At 70.2% G+C, this 19487-nt stretch carries 31 protein-coding genes; 3 read left to right on the forward strand and 28 right to left on the reverse strand.

The window, feature by feature from the left end:
- Window positions 1-210: 210 nt before the first annotated feature.
- The 11 genes from S1361_RS06535 to S1361_RS06585 form a co-directional block, all read right to left on the reverse strand.
- A complete protein-coding gene (locus S1361_RS06535) occupies window positions 211-2265 on the reverse strand; it encodes a hypothetical protein (protein WP_208030884.1) in 2055 nt (684 codons plus the stop codon).
- A gap of 11 nt (window positions 2266-2276) precedes the next feature.
- Window positions 2277-3563 (reverse strand): hypothetical protein, encoded by a 1287-nt coding sequence (locus tag S1361_RS06540; protein WP_208030885.1) that lies wholly within the window; start codon window positions 3561-3563, stop codon window positions 2277-2279.
- A 21-nt stretch (window positions 3564-3584) separates the two neighbouring features.
- The gene (locus S1361_RS06545) at window positions 3585-3749 is read right to left on the reverse strand and encodes a hypothetical protein (RefSeq protein WP_208030886.1); all 165 of its coding nucleotides are present in this window, start codon (window positions 3747-3749) and stop codon (window positions 3585-3587) included.
- Entirely contained in the window at window positions 3749-3937 is a 189-nt protein-coding gene (locus S1361_RS06550) for a hypothetical protein (RefSeq protein ID WP_208030887.1), read from the reverse strand. The genes S1361_RS06545 and S1361_RS06550 overlap by 1 nt, the downstream gene beginning before the upstream one ends.
- 93 nt (window positions 3938-4030) lie before the next feature.
- Window positions 4031-4213 (reverse strand): hypothetical protein, encoded by a 183-nt coding sequence (locus tag S1361_RS06555; protein WP_208030888.1) that lies wholly within the window; start codon window positions 4211-4213, stop codon window positions 4031-4033.
- A 92-nt stretch (window positions 4214-4305) separates the two neighbouring features.
- Window positions 4306-4509: a hypothetical protein gene (locus S1361_RS06560; protein WP_208030889.1), complete on the reverse strand. Its 204-nt coding sequence runs from the start codon at window positions 4507-4509 to the stop codon at window positions 4306-4308.
- A gap of 186 nt (window positions 4510-4695) precedes the next feature.
- On the reverse strand, window positions 4696-4935 hold the full coding sequence (locus S1361_RS06565) for a hypothetical protein (RefSeq protein ID WP_208030890.1): 240 nt from the start codon (window positions 4933-4935) through the stop codon (window positions 4696-4698).
- 55 nt (window positions 4936-4990) lie between these two features.
- Window positions 4991-5365 (reverse strand): hypothetical protein, encoded by a 375-nt coding sequence (locus tag S1361_RS06570; protein WP_208030891.1) that lies wholly within the window; start codon window positions 5363-5365, stop codon window positions 4991-4993.
- A gap of 102 nt (window positions 5366-5467) precedes the next feature.
- A complete protein-coding gene (locus S1361_RS06575) occupies window positions 5468-5629 on the reverse strand; it encodes a hypothetical protein (RefSeq protein ID WP_208030892.1) in 162 nt (53 codons plus the stop codon).
- Window positions 5626-5970, reverse strand: a complete 345-nt coding sequence (locus S1361_RS06580) for a hypothetical protein (protein ID WP_208030893.1) — start codon at window positions 5968-5970, stop codon at window positions 5626-5628. The genes S1361_RS06575 and S1361_RS06580 overlap by 4 nt, the downstream gene beginning before the upstream one ends.
- The gene (locus S1361_RS06585) at window positions 5967-6248 is read right to left on the reverse strand and encodes a hypothetical protein (RefSeq protein WP_208030894.1); all 282 of its coding nucleotides are present in this window, start codon (window positions 6246-6248) and stop codon (window positions 5967-5969) included. Before S1361_RS06585 ends, S1361_RS06580 begins: the two co-directional genes overlap by 4 nt.
- A gap of 171 nt (window positions 6249-6419) precedes the next feature.
- Between S1361_RS06585 and S1361_RS06590 the strand changes: the two genes are divergently transcribed.
- The 3 genes from S1361_RS06590 (at window position 6420) to S1361_RS06600 (ending at window position 8030) form a co-directional block, all read left to right on the forward strand.
- Entirely contained in the window at window positions 6420-7139 is a 720-nt protein-coding gene (locus S1361_RS06590) for a GntR family transcriptional regulator (protein ID WP_208030895.1), read from the forward strand.
- A gap of 100 nt (window positions 7140-7239) precedes the next feature.
- Entirely contained in the window at window positions 7240-7533 is a 294-nt protein-coding gene (locus S1361_RS06595) for a hypothetical protein (protein WP_208030896.1), read from the forward strand.
- Between the two features lie 107 nt (window positions 7534-7640).
- On the forward strand, window positions 7641-8030 hold the full coding sequence (locus tag S1361_RS06600; RefSeq protein WP_208030897.1) for a hypothetical protein: 390 nt from the start codon (window positions 7641-7643) through the stop codon (window positions 8028-8030).
- Window positions 8031-8293: 263 nt separating this feature from the next.
- On the opposite strand, the gene S1361_RS06605 is transcribed toward S1361_RS06600, so the two are convergent.
- The 17 genes from S1361_RS06605 to S1361_RS06685 form a co-directional block, all read right to left on the reverse strand.
- Window positions 8294-8953 (reverse strand): hypothetical protein, encoded by a 660-nt coding sequence (locus tag S1361_RS06605; protein ID WP_208030898.1) that lies wholly within the window; start codon window positions 8951-8953, stop codon window positions 8294-8296.
- Window positions 8954-8975: 22 nt separating this feature from the next.
- Window positions 8976-9167, reverse strand: coding sequence for a hypothetical protein (locus S1361_RS06610; protein ID WP_208030899.1), 192 nt, complete (start codon window positions 9165-9167; stop codon window positions 8976-8978).
- Complete coding sequence (locus S1361_RS06615) at window positions 9167-9613, reverse strand: hypothetical protein (RefSeq protein ID WP_208030900.1); 447 nt, start codon at window positions 9611-9613, stop codon at window positions 9167-9169. Before S1361_RS06615 ends, S1361_RS06610 begins: the two co-directional genes overlap by 1 nt.
- Window positions 9610-9867, reverse strand: a complete 258-nt coding sequence (locus S1361_RS06620; protein WP_208030901.1) for a response regulator transcription factor — start codon at window positions 9865-9867, stop codon at window positions 9610-9612. Before S1361_RS06620 ends, S1361_RS06615 begins: the two co-directional genes overlap by 4 nt.
- 169 nt (window positions 9868-10036) lie before the next feature.
- Complete coding sequence (locus S1361_RS06625; RefSeq protein ID WP_208030902.1) at window positions 10037-11509, reverse strand: hypothetical protein; 1473 nt, start codon at window positions 11507-11509, stop codon at window positions 10037-10039.
- A gap of 11 nt (window positions 11510-11520) precedes the next feature.
- On the reverse strand, window positions 11521-11952 hold the full coding sequence (locus S1361_RS06630) for a hypothetical protein (RefSeq protein WP_208030903.1): 432 nt from the start codon (window positions 11950-11952) through the stop codon (window positions 11521-11523).
- A 317-nt stretch (window positions 11953-12269) separates the two neighbouring features.
- Entirely contained in the window at window positions 12270-12659 is a 390-nt protein-coding gene (locus S1361_RS06635) for a hypothetical protein (RefSeq protein ID WP_208030904.1), read from the reverse strand.
- 20 nt (window positions 12660-12679) lie between these two features.
- On the reverse strand, window positions 12680-12832 hold the full coding sequence (locus S1361_RS06640; protein ID WP_208030905.1) for a hypothetical protein: 153 nt from the start codon (window positions 12830-12832) through the stop codon (window positions 12680-12682).
- A complete protein-coding gene (locus tag S1361_RS06645; protein WP_208030906.1) occupies window positions 12829-14151 on the reverse strand; it encodes a DnaB-like helicase N-terminal domain-containing protein in 1323 nt (440 codons plus the stop codon). Before S1361_RS06645 ends, S1361_RS06640 begins: the two co-directional genes overlap by 4 nt.
- The gene (locus S1361_RS06650; RefSeq protein ID WP_208030907.1) at window positions 14151-14411 is read right to left on the reverse strand and encodes a hypothetical protein; all 261 of its coding nucleotides are present in this window, start codon (window positions 14409-14411) and stop codon (window positions 14151-14153) included. The genes S1361_RS06645 and S1361_RS06650 overlap by 1 nt, the downstream gene beginning before the upstream one ends.
- Window positions 14412-15030: 619 nt before the next feature.
- Window positions 15031-15900, reverse strand: a complete 870-nt coding sequence (locus tag S1361_RS06655; protein ID WP_208030908.1) for a hypothetical protein — start codon at window positions 15898-15900, stop codon at window positions 15031-15033.
- A complete protein-coding gene (locus S1361_RS06660; RefSeq protein WP_208030909.1) occupies window positions 15900-16634 on the reverse strand; it encodes a helix-turn-helix domain-containing protein in 735 nt (244 codons plus the stop codon). The genes S1361_RS06655 and S1361_RS06660 overlap by 1 nt, the downstream gene beginning before the upstream one ends.
- Window positions 16635-16710: 76 nt before the next feature.
- Window positions 16711-17142, reverse strand: coding sequence for a helix-turn-helix domain-containing protein (locus tag S1361_RS06665; RefSeq protein WP_208030910.1), 432 nt, complete (start codon window positions 17140-17142; stop codon window positions 16711-16713).
- On the reverse strand, window positions 17139-18008 hold the full coding sequence (locus S1361_RS06670) for a hypothetical protein (RefSeq protein ID WP_208030911.1): 870 nt from the start codon (window positions 18006-18008) through the stop codon (window positions 17139-17141). Before S1361_RS06670 ends, S1361_RS06665 begins: the two co-directional genes overlap by 4 nt.
- Window positions 18008-18178, reverse strand: a complete 171-nt coding sequence (locus S1361_RS06675; RefSeq protein WP_208030912.1) for a hypothetical protein — start codon at window positions 18176-18178, stop codon at window positions 18008-18010. The genes S1361_RS06670 and S1361_RS06675 overlap by 1 nt, the downstream gene beginning before the upstream one ends.
- Window positions 18178-18519 (reverse strand): hypothetical protein, encoded by a 342-nt coding sequence (locus S1361_RS06680; RefSeq protein ID WP_208030913.1) that lies wholly within the window; start codon window positions 18517-18519, stop codon window positions 18178-18180. The genes S1361_RS06675 and S1361_RS06680 overlap by 1 nt, the downstream gene beginning before the upstream one ends.
- A 195-nt stretch (window positions 18520-18714) precedes the next feature.
- A complete protein-coding gene (locus S1361_RS06685) occupies window positions 18715-19482 on the reverse strand; it encodes an ATP-binding protein (RefSeq protein ID WP_208030914.1) in 768 nt (255 codons plus the stop codon).
- Window positions 19483-19487: the final 5 nt, after the last annotated feature.

The raw sequence follows: 19487 nt of genomic DNA on the forward strand, positions 1-19487 counted from the left end.
TGTCTGATGCGTGGTGGTTTGTTCCCGCTGCTCAGGTCTGCTCAGCGGGCGTTAGTGCAGGTGAGGGCTGCTCACTGCTCTGATCAGGGGCTGCTCAGAGCAGTGGGTGAGCAGGCCGTGAGCAGCAGCGTGAGCGGCTGTGACCTGCTGGTTTGAGGTCTGATCAGGGCTGAGCAGACCCTGATCAGGGGTACATACTCCGCGTAACGGTCACAGCAGGGCGGTCAGCCTCGCGAGCTTGTAGCCACGCGGGTTCTGCTCATCACCGATCCGGCCGAGCGTCTCCGGGGAGCCGACGCTGGGCTTCAGGGCCGCCTTCAGCTCGTCGACGGTCCACTCCAGGTAGGCCTCGTCGAAGTCGCGCAGGGCCAGCAGGAGCGCCTCGGTCTTCATCCGGTCGACGCGCTCCTTCTCCATCACCGCGACCGCGTCCTCGATGAGGATCCGTGCCTCGCCGTCGGCTGTCGCGCCCTCGCTCGGGTCGGCGTCGCACAGGCGGAGCAGCTGCTCCCAGGTGAGGAGCTTCGGCAGCGGCATCCCGATGTCGGGCAGGTCCACCTCGGCTGTGGCGCGCAACGAGTCCTGGTCGGGGTCGACCAGGCCGTCCGCCTTCCGCTCGACGGCGAGCTTGCGCAGCGTGTCGGACGGGGTCGGGTGGATGGCGTACTCGATCGGCTCGTCAGCCATGCCGGGTACGCCCTGGACGAAGATGTGGCCGGCGTCTTTAGGGTCGGTGTCGGTGGCTGGGGACAGCTTGTGCGGCAGCCAGCCCTCGGCGACCGCGCCGTCGCCGAACACGGCGCGGGTGTCGCCGACCTTGCAGGGCCCGACGGCCTTGAGGGCGATCATCTGGGCGATGTTCTCGCCCAGGTACAGCTTGGTGCCGCCCTGTGAGGCGATGATCAGCGTGACGGCTTCCTTGCGGCCGACGAGGAGGAGCTCGAAGGCGAGCCGCTTGGCCAGCTCGGAGCCCTTCGGGAACTCATCGAAGATCACGGTGAAGTGCGGGCGCTGCCTGCTGATCTTCCACTTCTTGCCCATGCCGAGCTTCTTCCGGAGCCGGGCCCGAGCCTTGGACAGCATCAGCAGGAACATGAGCACCGCTTCGATCTGCTCGTGGCTGCGCGCTGTGATCCGAACGGCGTCGTGCAAGTCCTCCAGGCCGTCGCCGTGCGGGTCGAGGTCGATGGTGATGTTGTCGTAGCAGGCGGTGGTGATCTCGCCGATGGCCTGCAGCATGCCGGTCTTACCGCCGCCGGATGCGGCAACCACGAGGCCCATGACACCGGCGAACGCCGCATCCAGCGGGTCGCCGCCGACCGAGGTGCCGAGCCGGGACTTGTCCGTGATGCTGATGGACTTCGGGGCACGGTAGGGCAGGCCGGGCGCGGTGGCGAACGGGTCGCCCTCGACGAGGCGGAGGATGGCGCAGGCGCGCCGCTCCTTCAGCGGCTGCGGCCGGACGCCGTTGGTGGGCAGGTCGAACCGGGTCTCCAGGCCGCCGGCCTTGGCGATGATGGCCTCGGGGGTGCCTTCGCTGACGCGGACCTTGCACTGCCAGCCCCACGGCTGCCGCTCCATGTCCCACACCTCTACTACGGGCACGCCCTCGGCGACCATTGCGAGGAGCACGCACACCGCGGCCTGCTGCGGGGTCTCGGCGCGGCGGATCGGGAACGGCCGGGCACCCTCGGGCAGGTCGTCGAGCGTGACCGAGCCGTGGGCGCGGACGGTCTCCTCGGCGGGAAGGCCGAGCACCTCATCCGCGTCGGGCTGGCTGCGGTTGCGGCCGTGGAAGGCGCCGAGCCCCCAGACGCCGAGGCCGGCGAGCAGGTCGATCCAGAGGCTGCCGGTGACGGCGCCGAAGGACACTCCCCCGGCCACCGCTCCGGCTACGCCGGCGGTCTTGCCGGTGTACGTGAGGCGGTGCCGCTTGTACTCGGCTCGCAGCTCGGCCCGCCGCTTCTTGGCGGCGGCTTCCGCGTGCATGTCGCCTTCGGCCTCTCGGACCGCCTGGCTGGCGGTGGCGATCATCTGCGGGTAGTCGTCGTGGAACCTCTCCAGCCACAGCCGGCCGAGCTGCCGGTAGCCGCGGAAGGTGCGCGGGAGCAGGGTCAGGGAGGCGATCCGGTTGGTGCGCTCGGCGATGAAGCGCACCGACTCCAGCGGCTTCCGGCCGGCCGGCTCGTCCTTGAAGACCGGGGCCGACTCGATCGACGGGACGAGGGTGAGTGTGGCCCGTTCCTCGGGCAGCGGCATGGCCATGGCGGGTCCTCTCAGTCCTTCTTCTCGGAGGCCTTCTTGGTGGCGTTCAAACGGCGCTTGGTCTCGCCGTGGGCGCGCCTCGCGAGGGGGTGGTAGGGGGCCGTGTCGCCGGGCGTGCGGCGGGGCGGAACGGGCTTGTACGAAGACCGGCGCGGAGAGCCGTTAATTTGGATCGCACGCTGCGCGTTCGCGGTCTTGCTGACGGTGTTCACCGAGCGGCTTTCGCGGGCCAGCTCGACGCGCTTCGCGTTCATGTTGCGGGTGCGGATGATGTCGACGGAGTCGCCCGGCTCGCAGCCCTCGATGTCGACGTGCGCGCGGATCCAGATCGGCTCGGTCACGGTGGTCTCGCCGAGCGCAGCCGCAAGCTTCAGGGCGTGCGCCCACACCTTCGGGAAGTCGTTGGCGCGGTTCTCGGCGAGCTGCTTGAGACGCTCCTCCTCGGCCTGCTTGGCAGCCTCCCGTTCGGCGGCGCGCTGTGCCTCTTCGGCGGCCTTCCGTGCGGCCTCGGCGCGTTCGGTCTTGCGCTGTGCGCGGCGCTGCCGCCATGTCAGCTTTCCGTCGCGCTTGCGGATCTGGCCGTGCTCGTGGAGGTCGTACACGCCGGGGCCGGCGATGGATGCGAACGCGGTGCCGACCGCGGTGGCCGGGTCGAAGGCGTGCAGCCCGTGCCACAGGTTGATGGCGGCGGCGATGAAGGCGAGCATCCAGGCGATGAGCCGGTAGTGCCAGTGCGGCCGGTGGCCGGCGGCGGCGGCTCGGGCGCCCTTGAGGACGACCCACGCCCCACCTTCGAGCATGAGCGGCGCGGCCATCAGCCACAGCGCGTTCGGGTTGTAGAACGCGGCGATCTGCACGGGCATGGCGACGATCGCGCAGACGGCGTAGAACCGCAGCGCGTACTGGCGCCACTGCTCCTCGGCGGCGGCGATCTCGGCGGCCTTCGCCGCTTCGGCCTGCTCCTGCGCGGCGGCCTTCTCCTCGACGTCACGGGCGGCGCGCTCCTGCTCCTCGCGCTCCCGGTTGAGCTTGGCGATGCGGGCCTCGCGGGCGGCCTGCTCCTCACGGGCACGGGCCTCGGCCTTGTCGTTGGCGATCTTCTGCTTGCGAGCTTCCTCGGCGGCCCTGATGCGCTCGGCCTCAGCCTCTGCCTCGGCCTTGATGCGGGCGGCTTCGGCTTCGGCCTCGGCGCGGGTCCGGATCGCCTCCGCCTCGGCGTGCGCCACCGGGTCGTACTCGAAGCGGGGCTCGGCGGGCAGCGGCGTGCCGTTGACCCGTTCGACGGATGCGGCGGTCACGGGGATCAGTCCTCTCTGCGGTCAGCTGGCCTTGACGCGGGGGCGCCGGCGGATGTGGTCGCTGGTGGTGCTCGGGGTGCAGCCCTGGACGAGGCTGTCGCCGGGGACGCTGGTGCGGACGGGCGCGGTGTCCTGCGGTCGTCGGCTGTCGTCGGTGCGGGCGCCGTGCGCCTTGTCCCGTGCCATCAGGCGACCGCCTTCCGGTTTCGGTGCCAGACGATGGCGCCGAGGCCGAGCCAGACCGGGCCCGGGATCAGGCCGACGATCACGGCGGCACCGGTGAGCGCGGCGGCGATCGGGGCCGCAGCCGGCGGCCACAGACCCACGGCGATCAGGTAGAGCCCCAACAGGGCGACGGCGATGATGCGGAGCATGGCGACCTCTTCGGGGTCGAGACGGATGGGGGTTGGCTGATCGATGGCCAGGGCCCGCGTGCGAGACGCGGACCGAGGTCGACGGTCAGCGGGTCAGTGCTGCTTGCACTTGCCGCGGGTGCAGCCGGTGTCGATGTGCCGGCGGACGGGGGCGATCGCTGCATTCGCGAGGGCGTCACCGGCCCGGCCGCCCTTCTCGCCTCCGACCTTCTTGCCTGCGCGATGCAGAGCAGCGGCGGCGCTGTCGAGCTTCTCGGCGGCCTTGCGTCCGAACATGAGCTGGTCCTTTCGGTAGGTGAGTGGGTTGGTGGTGCGCGCCCCGGGCCGGATTCGATCCGGCACCCTCGCGGCTGGGCCGGGGCTGGGGGTTAGCGGTTGCCGCCGCGCCAGCGGGACACCTTGTCGGCGGCCTTGTTGGCGGCACCGTTCAGCCGCAGGTACTCGGGCGTCTCGTGGTCGACCCCGGCGGCCTCCTCCCGGCGCTGGTTGGCGTGGAGGGCGGCGTCCGCCTCACGGAGCGCCTTGACGTTGGCGCGGCGCTCGGCGCGGTTCTTTCCTTCAGTGCGGGCCACGATGGGCTCCTTCCTGGGCTGGGACTGTCCCGGCTCCCCTCACCGCCCGTGCGAGACGGGCGGATCGGGCAGCTGGTCAGTCCTCCTCGTCGTCGTCCGGACCCCAGATCTGCGGCGGGCAGTCGTCCATGGCCTCGGGGTCGCGGACGGTGCCGGGCGGCAGCCGCTCGTACTCGGTGGCGGCCATCAGGCGGCGGCCGGGTAGTCGAAGCCGTCGAGCTCGTCGACGAGGCCGGGGTCGATGGCGGCGGCGTGGTCCCGGATCAGGCCGGCCACGTCGGTGCGGCCGGTACGGAGGGCGGTCGCGTAGTCGACGAACAGGGCGGCCACGTTCGCGTCGACGGCGTCGCCGACGGTGATCGTGGACCGGAAGTGGCGACCCAGGTCGGTGACGGCAAGATCAGCGCTGGACAGGAACGGAGACATGACGGATCTTCCTCACTGGTCGGATGGGGCTGGGATGGGGTGGATGTCTGGCGGGTCAGGCGATGGCCCGGTACTCGTCGACCAGGGCGGCGAGACCGGTGAGGGTGTCCCGGGCCTTTTTCATCAGCCCGGCCTGCTCGTCGCCGCTGGTTTCGGTGGAGACGCCGAGGTAGATGGCTGCGTCTTCCAGGAATTCGGCTTCGACAATGCCGGCGTCGTACATGCGGCAGGACGCGGTGCTGATCTGGTTGACGAAGTCGGCCAGGGTGGTGGCCGGGGCTTGCCCGATGACGGCCGCGACGGTGTCGGCGTGCTGGGCGATCAGCTGGTCGACGGTGACGTCGCAGTGGCTGTCACAGCCGTCACCGTCGTGGATGGTGCAGCGGTACCGGTGGACGTGCTCGCTGGCCGTCTGGGCGGAAGCGGGCATGACGGATCTCCTCGGCTGGTCAGGCTGGGATGGGACGGTGGTGCCGCGCTGGCGGACTGGCGGGGGATGGATGGATGCCGCCAGCGCGGCGGCTATAGGGGGCTAGCGCACGTGCAGGTGCGCGCAGCGGTCGCGCCAGTTCAGGTGGATCGGGCAGGTCACCCGCTGCTCGGCCGGCACCTGCCGCGCCGTCTCCTGATACAGGCGCAGCACCAGGTCGTCGGATGCGTCCGCGGGGATCCGGGGCGCCGCGGTGGCGGTCACCGGGCGGCCTCCTCGTCGCCCATTGACGGGTAGATGCTGGCGCGGATCGCGCCGCGGACACCGTCGCGGTCGCCGTGCCGCCAGAACTTGGCGTACAGGCGGGTCACACCATCCGAGTCGACCCGCTCCGGCATCACGTCGGCGTCCAGATACTGGGTCCACGCCGCGAACGCGGCCCGCTGCTCGGCCGGCGTCGACGTCAGCGAGTCGACATCCCCGACCAGTGCGCCGGACACGGGGATCGACCAGGAGACGGCAGGCAGGTCGACCTTCAGGAACTCACCGAGTACCCGGTACGCGGCTCGCTGCCAACGCCGCTTGTAGGCCTCAGAGACGCTCACCGGTCCACCTCGATCAGGTGCAGCTGGCCGGCGGCGGCGAGCACGGTGCGGGAGGCGGCCATCACGTCCTGCGCGAGAACCAGCGAGTCGAACTCGGCGCCCGTCAGGTCGCGAGTGTCCATCTCGGCGGACAGTTCGGCGGTCCGGGCCGAGGCCACCTCGTAGCGGACGATCGCACGGACGACATCCGGGGCGGCGAGCGCCAGCTCCAGGCGGCGCATCACGTCGACGGCGGCCGGCGGCAGCGGGGCGGTGGGGGTGAGGGCAGGCGCGACCATGGCGAGGTTCCTTCCTCAAGGCATAGGGAGGCTGGGGCCGCCGTGTCGTCGAGCTCCGGCGGTGCGAGAATGACGGTAGACCGGTGGTCCACCGGTCGTCAACCGGTTGACCCACGGCGGTGAGTCGCCCTATGGTCAAGCACCAACCCAGCGAAGGGAGAGGAAGGAGCGATGCTTGGATATGCCGAAATCGCGACCCACTTCAGGCGGCAGATCGCCGATGGCGAGCTGAACCCCGGGGACGAGATGCCGTCGTACAACAAGGCCGCCGAACAGTTCGGGGTCAACCGAACGACGGTCATCAGGGCCTACGACCTCCTCAAGACGGAAGGGCTCATCGTCAGCCGCTCCGGAGTGGGCACCGTCGTCGCGGCGCGCCCCGCTGTAGTCATCAGTGGCGTCGACCGGCTCGACCGGTTGCACCGAACCGGACGACGCTACGGGGCTGGCGAGGACTCGACAGGCCATCGCGTCATGCGGCGCTCGGTCGTCGACGGGCGCGTATGCCAGGCGCTCGACGTCGAACCGGGCGAAGAGGTCGTCATCCGCATTCGCACGTTCCGGCAGGACGGCCGGCCGACCAGTGTCGGTGTCTCGGTCTACCCGCCGCGCACTGTGGCGGAGGTGCCCGAGCTGGCCGAGGAGGAGCGGATGGAGCGCTACTTCGGCGATATCTACACCGAACGCACGGGCCGCGAGGTCACCAAGGGGCAGAGGACGGCCCACGCTCGGCAGGCATCGCAGGACGAGATCGACGCGCTTCAGCTCGATGTGCCCGCGCACATGGCTGTGGCCGTGCTCGTCACGAACGTGACCTTCCACGACGACAAGGGTCCGCTCGGCTATTGGGAGGACGTGTACGCCCCCGGGGAGCAGATCCCGGTGTCCTAGAAACGCGAACGGCCGGGCGTCGCCACGCCCGGCCTGTTCTGCCAACCGCGAGTCGCCACTCGCGATCAGTACCCCATCCGTTCAGAGAAGAGGTTCACCCATGACCTTAACGCAGTCCAAGGCCGCTGCCCAGCGCAATCCCCCGGTCGACCACCTGATGGATGCCCCGCTCGCCGATCTGCTGACGGAGTACAGCGTCGACGTGTCGACGCTGGAGACGGACCCGGGCTTCACCGGTGGCGCCTACGTCCGGGCGGACGGCACCCTGCTGTTCGTGCGTCCGGCGGGCCAGCCGGAGGCGGAGTGGGAGATGATCGCCCGCTCGATGCTGGGCCGCGTGCTGCGGGTGCCACTGCCTGAGCTGCCGAGCCTGTACGAGCTGACCGAGCTGTAGCTCATTTGCGCGCCTGGGGCGCCTCGCTGTGGCGGGGCGCCCTTTCACTGCTCGCTTTTCTCTACCCTCCTACACTGGCTGACGCCCCACGAAAGGAACCGCTGCTCATGCGCCCCGCCGATTACCGCGACTTCCTGGTTGACGTGCTGAAGAACACCCCTGACGTGCAGAAGGTTGACGTCTGGGAGGGTGGCCCGTACCCGTATGCGCTGGCTGTGACGGCGGCCGGCCGTGAGCAGCGCTGGCAGATCATCGGCCAGCTGGCGGAGGGTGCGAAGCATGATCATGCGACGGCTGCTGTGGAAGGTGCGCCGGCCTCATTCCAGGCCGCGCCTGTGAGTGCTACGCCGGACGCGTGGCTGGCAGGTGTGATCGGCGCGGCTGAGTCGGCGGACACGGAGCGGATCGACGTGTGGTCGGCACGGGAGGGTGACCAGCGCAAGGGGCTGACGGTGTTCTTCCACAACGGGGAGCGTGCCTTCGTGCGCCTGGTCTGACCCCCTTCCGGCTGTCTCGCTGCAGGCGCATGGTGCGCGTGAGTGATCCCGTCGAGTGAGGGGGCCAGCGTGCACAGTCAGTTCGATCCGTCACGGTTAGAGGCGGCGTGTTCGGAGTGTGGGGCGTGGGTGGGTGCGGAGAAGGGGCAGCCGGCCGCGCATCACCAGAAGCCGGACGGCAGCCGGGAGACATGCCCAGGGAGTGGGCAGCCGACCCAGTGAACGACGAAAGGCCCCGACCGCACTCGCGGTCGGGGCCTTCGTCATGCGGCTTGGGTGGCGACGGCGAGAGCGATGAGAGCGTGGTGCCCGTAGTCGCTGCCACAGCCCCTGCAGTGGCGGATGGGGCTGTCGAAGTGGAACTTGATGCGGGTTCCGCAGGGGCAGATCGCCGAGAGCGGGCGTGGCGGCACAGCTCCGATGATCAATGCTTCGCAGGTGCCTCTGATCATGGTGAGTTCTTCGGCGAAGCTGTTGATCGCCTCGTGCTTGCGGACGGCGATGTCGAGGTTGAAGCGCAGCGTGGCGACAGCCTGGTCCATCCGGTACTGGGGGCGGACGGCCTGGCAGCTGGTGGCGTACCCGCGGTGCTCCCAGTCCCGAACCCATTCCTCCAGATCGTTGACGAGTCCACCGTGCGCGGACTGGCTGAGCGGCTCCATCCGGGCGGGTATGGGCGCCGTCTTGCTGCCGGAGACGCGGGGCCCGCCGGCGCTGGTGCCGGGCTCCAACTCGCCGGTGAGCGCGGTGAACAGGCCGGAGACGAGTCGGCGCCCGTGTTTGGTGTCCTGCCAGAGGGGCGGCCCGGCGAGTGCGGCGAGGTCGGCGTCGATGTGGTTCTGGCAGGGGCGGCAACAGTAGCGGTCCCACTCGTCGTCGAACAGGTCGTTGCGACAGACGATGCATGCGGCGGGCGCGTCCATGGCGGTGCCTTTCGTGCGGTGGTTAGAGCCAGTCGCCGACGACGTGCACGTCGACAATCCGGTGGTACTGGTGGGCGGTGAGGCCTTGATGCCGGAGGTCACGCCAGCGGGGCTCGACGGGGTCGGCGAGTTCCTCGGCGCCGCGCTGGCAGAGCTCCTCCCAGTCGGACCACATCGGGTCACAGTCACCGAGGGAGAGCTGGTCGGCGGTCATCACTCGCCCTCCTTCTCCAGTGGCCAGCGCCGGTCGTTGGCGGCTGCTTCGGCGACGGTCGGCCCCTCGTCGAAGCGGGCGATGGCGGCGATGGTGGCTTCACTCTCGGCCTCGGCCCGGCGAATGGCGGCGAGCACCTCCGGCGGGATGAGCGAACCGGCCCCGGCGTCCTCGTCGTCGCTGCGGTCGTTGTCGGCGCATTCGGCGATGGTCGGGCCGGCCGCGGGGGCGGGCTGGTGGGGCATGTCGTAGGCGCTGAGCGTCGCCCGGGGCGGTCGGCCGGCCAGTTCCTCGTCGCGGCCCCACTGGTACAGCTGAACGGCCTGCTCGTAGAGGTCGGGCCAGTCGGGTGTGCGGCAGAAGAGGCAGACGCGGACGCTGATCGGGTGGCCGCCGAGCAGGTGCGTCTCATAGTGGTGCTCGCAGAGGGCGGGGGCAACGGTCACGCTGCTACCTCTCGCTGCTGGTCGGGGAGTTCGAGTTCGTCGAGGTGGATGAGTCCGTTGGCGACTGCGGTCACGGCGGCGTGGGTGCGGGAGCGGGCGCCGAGTTTGGCCGTTGCGGACTTCAGCCGGAGGTGGATGCCGCTCTCGGTGGTGCCGAGCCGGCGGGCGATCTGACGGCTGGTGTAGCCGGACGCGGCGAGGCGGAGGGCGGCGAGTTCGCCAGGGCTGAGTGGGTGGGTGAGGTTGCGGGGCACGGTGGGTTCCGTTCGTCGGGCGCCTGTGTGGGCGCTGGAGGGGCTGTGGCGGGCGTGGGGCTAGTGCGGGGCTTGCGTGGCCTGTTCGTGGCTCAGGCGGGCGCGTGGGGCGTTCCTGGCCCCGTCTCGGCCCCGGCCGCCCGCACGGTGACAGCCGAGGCCGGGCGAGTCAGGGGCGCGGTCCTCGGCAGGTGACCTTGCCGGGGTCGCGGGTGAGGTGCTCGCCGCGGAAGTCGAACGGCTGACGTCCGCAGCAGGGGCTGATGCCGTTGTCGTCCGGGCCGGGGCAGGCGTGGACGGGCGTCTCCTCGTCGTCGGCCGCCGCGGGCTGCTGCCGGCCCGGGTTCGCCAGGCAGCTGGTCGGGTCGACGCCCTCGCAGTTCGGGCACGAGTGGGCTGCCGCGGGCTGCTCCGCCCCAGGGACGGGCTGGGCGGCGTGGAGTTCGGCTGCCCGCTCGCGGATCGCGTCCCACGGGGCGCCGCTGCCGAGGCCGAGCGCTTCGGAAAGGGCGAGCCGGTGTGTCTCGACCACGTCCTCGCCGGTGGGCTGCTGCCGCATCTCGTCGTACCAGCGCTGCGCGTCCATGAGCGCGTCCCGCCGGTCGAGCTCGGCCCACTCGGTGTCGTCCTGCTGCCGTGTTTCGGTTCCGTGCTCGACGACCAGACGGCGCAGCTCCGCTTCCAGTCGCTCGATACGCTCGTGGTGCAGCTCCCACTTGGCGGGCACGTCGATCCCGGCAGCCTTGGCGATCGTGGCCAGCGTGCGGAGCGGCACGTAGGTACCACGGTCGCTGATCTCCCAGTCGGCGACCGCCCGGCGGTAGGCGGCGAGTTCCGACTCCAGCTTCTGGGCGCGCCGGTTGAGGCGCTGGTTGGTGGCGCGCGCCGTGGCCAGCGCCTCGGCGGCCCGGTCTGTCTGCTCGCCGAGCACGGCCAGCACCGCATCGGCCAGCCGGTCCACGTCGTTGGTGCACAGGGCGCACGAGATGCTGTACGTGTGGCCGGGCCGCTCGCCGTGCTTGTGGTGGTCCCACTTCTCCTGGCCCGGCGTGTAAGGCCATTCCTCGCGGGACGTGGTGACCAGCACCTCGGCGATGCGGTCCCTCAGTTCGGCCCGGCTCGTCGGCGGGGACACCACAGCAGACACGGCGGCGGCGATGTTCCGCGGGTCGTCGACGACGAGGCTCGTGCCTTCGGTCCGGCAGTGCTCCCACACTGCGGCGGCGATGGCCTCCATCAGCGGGTCGCCGTCGATCCAGGCGGAGGCTTCCACCAGCTGGTAGCCGGCGCAGTCGCAGACCAGGCAGGGGCCAGCGTTCGGCTCGTGTTCGGGCTCGATGTGGCTGCACACCCTGCAGCGCCTGTACTCGGGGCCCTGCGGCGCCGGGAGCGTGTGATCGCCTCGGTGCTGCAGTTCGGCCTGAAAGAGGCCAGCAACGGCGGGCAGGGCGTCGTCCGGCTGCGTTGGGCGGAAGCGGGCGGCCTGCTGGGCGTGGGTGTTGGCGAGGTCGAGGGCGGCTTGCAGCACCTCGGTGGGTTCGTCGCGGAACGGGCGGTCGTTCACGATCAACTCCAGGTGGTCGGGTAGGTTCGGGGTGCCGGCCGCCCCTGATTGCTGCAGGGGCGGCCGGCGCTGTGCCACGGTATGGCTCCTCAGTCGGCGGCGGACCGGACAACGGGGGCGGCGGGCTCGCAGTCCTGTGCGCCCGCGAGACGGCCTGTCGGGCACGGGTACGGCATCAGCCCGTCCCGGCCCTCCGCGATGGCGTCGGCGTCGATGCAGACGGGGCAGGGGCCCATCGGGGAGTCCTTGTGCAGGTGCCGGATCTCCTCCATGGCGGCGCGGAGGCGGCGGACTTCGGCGACGAGCGCCTTCGCCACCTCGGGGCTCATCGCGGCGATGTACGCGGCGTCGGCCTCGGAGCCGGTCTCGCCGTGCTCGCCGGTCCACGCGACCCAGTCGGCGTTGTCGCTGCTGCCGACCCGGTGTCCGTAGGGGATGGATGAGTCCACGGTCCACGGTCCGGGGGTGGCGGCGTCGGCGAGCGCGTCCAGGACGTCGAGGTCGGGCTGCTGGTCGGTCATGGTGTCTCCGTTGCGGTGTGGTGGGCCGGTCAGACGGCGGGCTGGGCGGGGCGAGCGGTGCGGACGCGGGCCCGAAGCAGGGCGACGCGTAGGCCGAACTTGGTGCGGGCGCGGCCAGAGGCTGCTTCGACGCCCGCTCGGTAGGCGATCCACGTCCACGGCCCAGTGCCATAGACCTCGGCGTCAAAGTCGCGGGTAAGCGGCAAGGGCTGGGCAGGGCTCCAAGTGCCGTCGGGGTTCTGGCGGGAGGTCTGGCTCATCGGTGTCTCCGTGGTGGGTGGTTGCCGGTGTGGCGGGCGGTGGGGGCGCGGACGGGATCAGGCGGCGGGGTCAACGTGCGGGTGGGTGAACTCGACCGGCTTGCCCAGCGACCGCGCGTACTCGATCTCGGCCCGGGTGCTGTCGCCGATGTAGTCGCCGACGACGAGGACCGCGTCGGCGAGGCGGATCTTCGCCCGGTGCAGGTCGTCCAGGCGGGCCTTGCCGGCCTCGGCCGCGGCCGGGTCCGCCCACAGGGGGTGCGGCTGCTTCATGTCGCAGCCGGGCTTGACGACGATGTGGCCGGCCCAGGTGAGGGAGCGGTCGGCGTCGGCCATCTGCTGCATGAACCGGGTGCTGCCGCAGATGACGACGACGTGCGGGATGTTGAGACGCTCCTTGGCGTCGGCGAGCTTCTCTTCCGGGGTGAGCAACTGCGGGTAAGACATGGGTTCTCCTTCGGGTTGGGTTAGGCGGCGGGGTAGGCGGCACGCTGTCGGCTGGTGATCCAGGCGTGGCCGCAGGCGGGGCAGCGGTAGGCGCTGCGGATCTGGCCGGCGTCGGTGCGCTCGGCGCGAGGCGGGACGTTGCGGCGGCAGCAGCGGGGGCAGGTGTCCGTCACCAGATCGCTCCCGTCTCGCTCCAGCCGGTGATGGGGTCGGCGTCGATGGGCTTGTAGGAGATCCAGGGCCAGCGCTCGCCCTGCCTGACGAAGTGCGGCCAGTCGCGTTCGTCGCGGCTCCCGCGCCAGGGCACGACCCTTCGGCCGCGGGCGCCTTCGACGTTCTGCGCAGACTTCTCGTCCTCGACAGGCCGCAGGCCGAAGCCGAACTCGGGCCAGCGCATCCACAGCGAAGAGCCGAGGGGGCGCAGGGAGCGCGGGCCGAGGCCGTTGCCGTGTGGGGCGTGGGCCTCCATGAGGACGGTGCACCCTGCCGTGGCGCGGGCCTCATCGATGACGACGGAGACCTTGCGGGCGAGCTCTTCGTCGTTCGGGTTGCCGGCATGGAGCCGGTAGACGGGACCGATGATCAGCACGTCGGGCTTGATCTTCTCGACGCGGCGCATGGCCCAGGCCCGGTCTGCAGGGCGGGTGAGGTCGAGCCCGGCCGGGCGGCATTCGATGTGGAACTGGCCGCGGCGTACCGGCTGCTCGAGGCTCTCGGCGGCAGCGAGGAGGGGTCGGAACTTGCGGCGGGAGGCGGCTTCCCCGTTCTCGCAGTCGAGGGTGAGTACCTTGACGGGGTCGATGATCTCCCAGGTGCGGAACGGGTGAATGCCGGCTGAGAGGGTGACGGACATCTGCCGGAGCAGGGTGGACTTGCCGCCACCTTCGGACGCGGTGAGGATCAGCCGGTCCTGCCGCTCGAGCAGCCCGGGGACCACCCAGTCGTAGACGTCTTCCTTCTTGACGAAGTCGAGGATGTCTTCGACGGGCAGGTCTTCGGAGGCCATGCCGCGGTCTCGCAGTTCGCGCGCTTCGGCGACGAACTTTTCGATGAGGTCACTGGTCTCGCCGGTGGTGCCGTAGCCGGCCTGCGCCATGCGGGTGGCGAGTTCGATGAGGGCTCGACGCAGGCCGCGGTCCTGGACGATCTCGGCGTAGTACTCGCCGTTGGCGGCGGTGGGTACAGCGCGAGTGAGTTCGTACAGGTACTGGGAGCCGCCAATGCGGGCAAGGTCGCCGGTGTCGGCGAGGTACTTGGCGAGGGTGATCTGGTCGACGGACAGGCCGCGGTCGTCCATGTGGAGGATGGCAGCGAAGATGAGCTGGTGGCGGGGCTGGTAGAAGGCTGCGATGTCGACGGTGTCGCGGACTTCGCGGAGTGCGGTGCGAGTGAGCAGGCACGCGCCGAGGGCGGACTGCTCGGCGTCGAAGTCCTGTGGCGGTACGCGCTCGAGCGGGATCCCGGTGTAGTCGGGCTCGAGTTCGGTGGTCACTAGAAGATCCCCCTGTCTTCGGGGCTCTGGCCGGCGACGGGCCGGAGGTGGCGGACGACGGGTGTGCCGGCGGCGGGTGCGGGCGGGAGTTCGGTCCAGCCGCGCATGAAGTAGCGGGCTGAGTCGATGTGGGTTCGGTCGGCGGTCCGGCGGGCGTAGGCGACGAGGGCTGGGATGCCGCATTTACGGATGAGGGCGATGACGGGGAACCACTGGTCGCCCTTGAAGGGCCAGCGGACGATGACCCCGCTCGCGGTCATGCTGTCGACGAGCGGACGGACCTCGTCGGGGATCCCCCAGTCGCTGCTGCCGGCTGGCTGTTCCGGCGCTTCCTGCTTGCTGGGTGATGGGGATGGGGAGTGTGGGCCTGATTCCGGCCCACTAGAGGGCCTGATTCCGGCCCACTCTGGGCCTGATTCCGGCCCACTAGCGTGATCACGATTGGGGCTTAGTGGGCCTGATTCCGGCCCACTAGGTGAGTCGCGGGGGGTGTCTAGTGGGCCTGATTCCGGCCCACTAGAAGCGGTGGGGCGAGTGAAGCCAACGGCCTTCGGCAGCTTGTAGAGCGAGGGGCGCGTCCCCTTCCCCTGCTCGACGATCTCCAGCTCGCCGCTTTCGGCCGCCTTTTGTACGGCCGCCTTGACGACGGACCTGGACGCGTTGAGCGCTTCGACGAAGTCGGCATAACTCAGCCGCACTTCGCACGCCGGCGTGCGCACCTGGTCCGCCACAAACAGCATGGCGAGCCTGGCGTTCCCCCTCGACTGGGAGTGTTTCCACACCCAGTGCATGGCGTCCAAGGTCACGGCGGTAGTCCTTCGGCTGAAGCGGATAGTTCGGGAAGGGCGAGGCCGCCACGGATGGCAGCCCCGCAGGGCGCTACTTCGGGAGGGGGAACTTCTCCGGGTTGGCACCGCCCGGCTTGAAGCGGAGGAGCTTGAGCTGTTCTCCGCTGCGGTAGGCGTTCCAGGTCTTGATGACGAAGGCGAGGAGGACGTCCTCGGGGACCCGGCCGGATTCCTTGTCGAGCTCCTGGGCGCGCTTGCGGAGCGTCAGGATGGGATGGTGCTGCTCGAGGTTCGCGCCCGTGCCAAGTCGCTCGAAGAACCAGGCGGAGTCATCGGCGTCGATCTGCGTGAACACCCAGTGCGTGAGTCCGAGCACCGACGAAGGGAGCTTCGTGGGAACTCGCAGAGCCTTGGCTATGTTGGCCGACTCGCGGGTCTCCGGGTGCTCCTCGAGGAACGTCAGGCACTCGGTGTTGGTGGGGGTGTAGGCGCCGGTGTTGCGGTACTGGCCCTGCGTCCACATCAGGGCGCGCCGGAGTACGGAGGCCAGCGCCACCGCGTTCTGCTCGCTGCGGAGGGCGAGGGCGTCAGCCAAGGTTCGCTTACGCCCGTCGTCCATTGTCTCCTGGGTGCGGTGCTCGAGCCCGGTGACGACGAGCAGCTTGACTGTGACTCCGGCGAGCGCGACCGCCTGGAGGCGGTGCTGGCCGTCCAGGAGGGTTCCGCCGTACAGGGGCGGCTGCCCCTCCAGGAGCAGGACAGCGCCCTTGGCGAACTTGATGGACTCGCCGTTCTCGGCCCAGTGGCCGGCTTCCATGTCGCGGGCGTAGGCAAGGACGGCGCGCTCGCGCAGGTTGCGGTTGTGGGTGTTCTGGGCGAGCCACTTCTCGGCGAGTGCCGGTGTGACGTCGACGACCCGGTACTGAGGGCCGGTGATCGCGGGTACCTTGGGCTTAGGCATTACAGCTCCTTCTCGAGGGAGTTGGCGACGTCGGCGAGGGCGTCGCTGATTTTGTGGAGGCTCGTCGCCCACCAGCGGCGGGCCTCTTCGCTTGCCTCGGCGGTGGGCAGGTTCATGGCCTGTACGAGCCGGGTGGTGTGTTCCAGGGCGCCGAGGAGTTCGGGCACCTGGTGGTGGGTGGTCTCCCGGTTGCGTGCGAACCGGTCGTCTTCGGTGAGCCGGGCGAGGCGCTCGGCGGCTCGGGTGAGGTCGCGGCCGGCGTCGGTGAACGCCTCCGGCAGCGGGCGTCGCTTGACCTTTGGAGGCTCGGGGCGGGCGGGTTCGTCGACCAACTCGGCGTCCACGATGTCGGCGTCGCTCGCCCGTGACTGCGCGTACACCCGACCGTCGGTTCCGACTACAGACCGTGTGCCAGGTGTCCCAGATGGGACACCTGCAAGATCCCGTTCGACGGTCCCTCGTCCGACCCCCGTAGCGGAGGCGATAGCCCGGACGCTGAGACCGCTGTCGCGCAGGGAGGCGACAACCTCTTGCCGCTCCTCGCGCGGGAGCCGGAGCCGTGTCTCGCCGAACTCGGCGGTGCAGTAGGCGTCCCAGGTGTCGTAGCCGAGGACCGCCCAGGTGCGGGTGGTGTAGGCCTCGCGGATGAGCTGCCAGGTTCCTTCAACAGCGATCTTGATTCGGTCGGTGAGGGCGCGTGCCTCTTCCTGCGTCGGCAGTGCGATGTCGTTCACGCGGTCCTCCTCTCTGTGTTCGGATGGGGTGGGGTGTGTTGCTGCTAGGGCCGGTCGCGGGGCCGGCGGCCCGCGGTCACGCGGGCCTCTGACTGCCGGTGAGTCGGTAGCGGCGGTCGGCTGCGGCGTTCGCAGCCCGGCAGACGTCGCACTTCTCGCCGTTCTTCAGGTGCCGGCGGTACATGCGCGGCTCGCCACAGACCGGCTCGGGCCGCTTCTGCCGGGGCTGAGGCGTGGGTGCTGGGCCGGGCTTCCATCCGTTGGCCCGCCAGCCGTCCACGGTGGAGGCGCTGCATCCGACGCGGTCACCGATGGCCTTGTCGCTGAAGCCGCGGTTGGCGAGGATCTGCGCGGCGTGGATCTTCTCGGCGGGAGTGAGCTTCACGCGTTCGCCGTTGAGGGCGTACTCGATGGCGATGTAGTCGAGGTCGTTGTCCGAGTCGAAGGTGTCAGTGGTGGAGGCGTACAGGCGCTCGCGGGCGCCGTGGCCGACACGGGAGCCGTTCACGCGGCCACCCCGATCGCGTACTGGGGGTACTCGCGGAAGGCGTGGTCGAGGTAGCTCTTGTGGACGCCGAGGCGTTCGGCGACGGCGTGCCGGTCGAGGCCGGCGGTGCGCATGACCCAGGCGGCGTCTTGGGCGACGATCTCTCGGCGGGTGACGCCGTACAGGGGCTCGAAGTGGGGGTCGTCGATCGCGCCCGGGTGCTGGTCCCAGTAGCTGGTAGGCGGCCAGTTGTGCTCTTGAGCTGCCGCGCGCACCAGCTTGTAGGCCTTGCGGGCCACGCCATTGCGGGTGGGCTTCTTCCCGCGGAGGGCGTCGTGCGCGCGGGCGACGGCGAGGGCGGTGCTGCCGCGGACCTGAAGTTCGGCGTTGGTGCTGGCCCGCCACAGCAACTGGCTGATGTAGCTCGGGTAGAGGCCCACGTGCCGAGCGATGACCTTCTGCGGCCAGCCGTCGGCGGCGAGTGCTTGCAGCCGTCGGATGGTTCCGAAGGCCGGCGTGTACTGGGGTACGACGTCATCTGCTGTGAGGGCGAGGAGCTTGGCGGCGTTGTCAGCGACGAGGCGGTGCTTCAGGGGCATGCGGGTTCCGTCGGCCCGTGTGGGGAGGAGTCCCCGGACGACTTTGTCGCCGACGTTGGCCTTGATGGCGATGCCGCGGGGTGTGGCTCCGGCCGCGATGAGTTGCTGCACGTGGGTGCGTACCGGTCCGGCTTCGGTGAAGCGTTGGTAGTTGCCCTGCTGCTTGCGGTTGCGGCGATCCCGCTCTGCTGCGTTGTAGCGCTCGACGCATTCGGGGAGGCGGCAGCCGTAGTTGGTGTAGCAGGTGAGGTTGTGGTGGTGCGGCGGTTCTCCGGTGCGGCGGGGCATTACGGCTTCTCCTTCCGGATGCTGGTCTGGTTGGCGTGCTGTTCGAGGCGGCGGATGCCGTGACGGGCGCGAACCCAGTCGGCGAGGCTGAGGCAGGCACCAGCGGTGGCGCCGACGAGCGTCCCGACCGCGATCGCGGCCAGCCATGCGAGAGCGAAGTAGCGGACCATCAGGCGGCCCTCCTCGCGGCGGCGGTGCCGCGCCAGGTGCGGACGCCGCTGTGGTGCACGCTGGGTCGGTCGCTGCAGGCCCAGCCGGCGGTGCGGACGTAGCCTTCGTCCTTCAGCAGGGTCATCAGTCGACCCCAGTGAGCTTGCGGGTTGGGCGGGTCGGGCAGATGGTGGGCGTCGGCTACCTCGTAGCAGGTGAAGGTGCGTCCGGTAGCGGCGGCGGCTATGAACTTGGGCCAGACCACGGAGAGCCAGGACTCGTAGTCCTCGGCCTGCTGCCGGGTCTTCGTCTTGCTGGGCTCGGGGATGCTGCCGTCGAGGGCGGGCTGGATGGAGGTCATGCCAGGATTCGAAGGCACGACACTGACGCGCTTGGTTTCACGCGATGTTCCACGATCATGCATGACGTGGTTCTCCCTGGTCAGTTGACCGGGCGCGACTTCTTGATGTGGCGGTTGTTCGCCACGAAGTCGAACTCGGGGTCTACTTGGTCCGTGGCCGCCCGCACTGCCCGCGGGCGGCCTCCGCTGTGCGGGCTACTGCTCGGTGGGCTCGGGCTTGGCGTTCAGCCAGGCGAGGAGCGGGCCGGCGATGTCGCGGGCCCCGACCGGCCGCTTGATGACCTTGCGGTGGAGGTCCGGGCAGCGGGACTTGAGGACTTCGAGGGTGTTCTCCAGGTCCATCGCCACGGCGACGTCGAACTCGTACTCGATGCCCTTGCGCTGCTCGGGCCGCATACCGACCCGCTCGGGCTTGCCGCCGTTCAGCACCCACTCGGTGTAGGAGCGCATCGAGCAGACGACGTGGCCGGGGTAGGCGAGGATCGCGGCGACCATGTCGTTCTGGATGGGGGTGCCGTCCTTCCAGCCGGCGAACTTGTTGCCGCCGTACCGGCTGCTGGCCTTCTCGACCTGGTCGAGGGTGCCGTCGGTGCCCTTCCAGAAGTGGGAGAGGCTGTCGACGAAGACGGTGGGGTAGCCGAAGTTGGCGGCGGAGTCGAGGATGCGGATGAGGTCGCGCGGGTCGTAGCGGTCCAGGGAGACGGCGTCGAACTGGATGCCGCCGATCCCGGCGTACAGGCTGGCCGCTCCGCCCTCGGTGTCGATGACGCCGAACTTGCGGCCCTCGGAGAGGCCGTGGGCGATGGACAGGCCGGTCCAGGTCTTGCCGGAGCCGGACATGCCCTGGATGGACAGGCGGGCCTTGCGGCCGGCCTTGCTCGCCGGGCGGAAGGCGAACTGCCCGGGGGCGTCCTGCTGCTGGGCGGGCCGCGCGGTGCGGACGGGCTGGGGAAGCTGGGACATGCGGG

Origin of the sequence: Streptomyces cyanogenus (assembly GCF_017526105.1) — a bacterium.
Lineage (GTDB): Bacteria > Actinomycetota > Actinomycetes > Streptomycetales > Streptomycetaceae > Streptomyces > Streptomyces cyanogenus.

What these genes read in the sequence shown, in the direction of transcription:
- S1361_RS06630 (WP_208030903.1), bottom strand. Translation starts at nt 11,952, where the DNA reads ATGACCGACCAGCAGCCCGACCTCGACGTCCTGGACGCGCTCGCCGAC.
- S1361_RS06610 (WP_208030899.1), bottom strand. Translation starts at nt 9,167, where the DNA reads ATGACCGCCGACCAGCTCTCCCTCGGTGACTGTGACCCGATGTGGTCC.
- S1361_RS06550 (WP_208030887.1), bottom strand. Translation starts at nt 3,937, where the DNA reads ATGCTCCGCATCATCGCCGTCGCCCTGTTGGGGCTCTACCTGATCGCC.
- S1361_RS06565 (WP_208030890.1), bottom strand. Translation starts at nt 4,935, where the DNA reads ATGTCTCCGTTCCTGTCCAGCGCTGATCTTGCCGTCACCGACCTGGGT.
- S1361_RS06670 (WP_208030911.1), bottom strand. Translation starts at nt 18,008, where the DNA reads ATGCCCCGCCGCACCGGAGAACCGCCGCACCACCACAACCTCACCTGC.
- S1361_RS06675 (WP_208030912.1), bottom strand. Translation starts at nt 18,178, where the DNA reads ATGGTCCGCTACTTCGCTCTCGCATGGCTGGCCGCGATCGCGGTCGGG.
- S1361_RS06635 (WP_208030904.1), bottom strand. Translation starts at nt 12,659, where the DNA reads ATGTCTTACCCGCAGTTGCTCACCCCGGAAGAGAAGCTCGCCGACGCC.
- S1361_RS06595 (WP_208030896.1), top strand. Translation starts at nt 7,240, where the DNA reads ATGACCTTAACGCAGTCCAAGGCCGCTGCCCAGCGCAATCCCCCGGTC.
- S1361_RS06680 (WP_208030913.1), bottom strand. Translation starts at nt 18,519, where the DNA reads ATGACCTCCATCCAGCCCGCCCTCGACGGCAGCATCCCCGAGCCCAGC.
- S1361_RS06590 (WP_208030895.1), top strand. Translation starts at nt 6,420, where the DNA reads ATGCTTGGATATGCCGAAATCGCGACCCACTTCAGGCGGCAGATCGCC.
- S1361_RS06585 (WP_208030894.1), bottom strand. Translation starts at nt 6,248, where the DNA reads ATGGTCGCGCCTGCCCTCACCCCCACCGCCCCGCTGCCGCCGGCCGCC.
- S1361_RS06535 (WP_208030884.1), bottom strand. Translation starts at nt 2,265, where the DNA reads ATGGCCATGCCGCTGCCCGAGGAACGGGCCACACTCACCCTCGTCCCG.
- S1361_RS06685 (WP_208030914.1), bottom strand. Translation starts at nt 19,482, where the DNA reads ATGTCCCAGCTTCCCCAGCCCGTCCGCACCGCGCGGCCCGCCCAGCAG.
- S1361_RS06555 (WP_208030888.1), bottom strand. Translation starts at nt 4,213, where the DNA reads ATGTTCGGACGCAAGGCCGCCGAGAAGCTCGACAGCGCCGCCGCTGCT.
- S1361_RS06600 (WP_208030897.1), top strand. Translation starts at nt 7,641, where the DNA reads ATGCGCCCCGCCGATTACCGCGACTTCCTGGTTGACGTGCTGAAGAAC.
- S1361_RS06650 (WP_208030907.1), bottom strand. Translation starts at nt 14,411, where the DNA reads ATGACCGCGAGCGGGGTCATCGTCCGCTGGCCCTTCAAGGGCGACCAG.
- S1361_RS06545 (WP_208030886.1), bottom strand. Translation starts at nt 3,749, where the DNA reads ATGGCACGGGACAAGGCGCACGGCGCCCGCACCGACGACAGCCGACGA.
- S1361_RS06605 (WP_208030898.1), bottom strand. Translation starts at nt 8,953, where the DNA reads ATGGACGCGCCCGCCGCATGCATCGTCTGTCGCAACGACCTGTTCGAC.
- S1361_RS06570 (WP_208030891.1), bottom strand. Translation starts at nt 5,365, where the DNA reads ATGCCCGCTTCCGCCCAGACGGCCAGCGAGCACGTCCACCGGTACCGC.
- S1361_RS06655 (WP_208030908.1), bottom strand. Translation starts at nt 15,900, where the DNA reads ATGCCTAAGCCCAAGGTACCCGCGATCACCGGCCCTCAGTACCGGGTC.